Consider the following 1,907-nt stretch of genomic DNA (forward strand, 5'->3'; position numbering starts at 1 on the left):
CCCAGGCCGTTGATTGTGTAGGTCTGTCTTCCAGCAGCGTCGTACAGGTTGAAGGTGAGGTGGTCGTTGTTGGCCAGGTTGGGCACCGGCAGCGCCGCTACCTTGGTGCCCACTGTGGCGCTCATCGTGGCCAGTTCGCTGGCCGTGAGCGCGCTGCCCGTGATCACGTCCGTGATGCTGCTCGGGCGTGTGCCGTAGCCTATCGTCTGCGCCACCGAGCCGTCGGCGTTGTAGACGATCTCGCTTACTTCGCCCAGGTTGTTCACGCTCGATGTCTGGCGTCCCACGGCGTCGTAGCCGTTGAAGACGACGTGGTCTTTGGTGACATCCACCGTCAGGGGTGTGGTTACCAGTGTGCCGGCAATGTCCTCCGCCGTCGTTGTGCCGCTGATGCCGTTCATCGGCGTCATGTACTGCACGCTCGCCGCCACCGTCCCGTCGGCGTTGTAGATCGCCTGGCTCACTGACCCCAGGCCGTTGATTGTGTAGGTCTGTCTTCCAGCAGCGTCGTACAGGTTGAAGGTGAGGTGGTCGTTGTTGGCCAGGTTGGGCACCGGCAGCGCCGCTACCTTGGTGCCCACTGTGGCGCTCATCGTGGCCAGTTCGCTGGCCGTGAGCGCGCTGCCCGTGATCACGTCCGTGATGCTGCTCGGGCGTGTGCCGTAGCCTATCGTCTGCGCCACCGAGCCGTCGGCGTTGTAGACGATCTCGCTTACTTCGCCCAGGTTGTTCACGCTCGATGTCTGGCGTCCCACGGCGTCGTAGCCGTTGAAGACGACGTGGTCTTTGGTGAGGTCCACCGTCAAACTGGCCGCGGCCGTGCTCAATGCATTGCCCAGCGCCCGCAACCCTGATGCGGAGATGGACGTGCTGCCCATATTGGCAGTATCGGTGATGCTGGAGGGGCGGCTGGCGTACTGAACACTCGCGGCCAGCGTGCTGTCGGCGTTGTAGATGTTCTGGCTGACCTCGCCCAGGCCGTTGATGCTGAAGGTCTGGCGACCCGCCGCGTCATAGACGTTGAAGACGACCTTGTCACGGGTCATGTCCAGCAGCAGGGAGCCTGTCTTCATGGCTATCATCATGTCGGTCGTCAGCGTCGCAAAGTCCTGTGACGAGAGCGTCTGGCCAGTCATATTGTTCAGGCCACTGATCCGATCGACCAACTGGACGCTGTAGGCCACCGTGCCGTCCGCGTTGTAGGCGCGCCTGACCTGCTCGCCCAGGCCGTTGGCGCTGCGCGTGAGCCGCCCGGCCGCGTCATAGACGTTGAAGCTGACATGGTCGCGGGTCATGTCCACCGTCAGGGGTATGGTTACCAGTGTGCCGGCAATGTCCTCCGCCGTCGTTGTGCCGCTGATGCCGTTCATCGGCGTCATGTACTGCACGCTCGCCGCCACCGTCCCGTCGGCGTTGTAGATCGCCTGGCTCACTGACCCCAGGCCGTTGATTGTGTAGGTCTGTCTTCCAGCAGCGTCGTACAGGTTGAAGGTGAGGTGGTCGTTGTTGGCCAGGTTGGGCACCGGCAGCGCCGCTACCTTGGTGCCCACTGTGGCGCTCATCGTGGCCAGTTCGCTGGCCGTGAGCGCGCTGCCCGTGATCACGTCCGTGATGCTGCTCGGGCGTGTGCCGTAGCCTATCGTCTGCGCCACCGAGCCGTCGGCGTTGTAGACGATCTCGCTTACTTCGCCCAGGTTGTTCACGCTCGATGTCTGGCGTCCCACGGCGTCGTAGCCGTTGAAGACGACGTGGTCTTTGGTGACATCCACCGTCAGGGGTGTGGTTACCAGTGTGCCGGCAATGTCCTCCGCCGTCGTTGTGCCGCTGATGCCGTTCATCGGCGTCATGTACTGCACGCTCGCCGCCACCGTCCCGTCGGCGTTGTAGATCGCCTGGCTCACTGACCC

1 protein-coding gene is annotated in these 1,907 nt (G+C 63.3%); it reads right to left on the bottom strand.

Annotated features, from left to right (window positions below; translation table 11 throughout):
* Positions 1–1,907: RHS repeat protein (locus B0B52_RS22385; protein WP_168173454.1), on the bottom strand; the 1,907-nt coding region annotated here is incomplete at both ends.

The sequence above is a fragment of the Polaromonas sp. A23 genome, assembly GCF_002001015.1.
Lineage (GTDB): Bacteria > Pseudomonadota > Gammaproteobacteria > Burkholderiales > Burkholderiaceae_C > Polaromonas.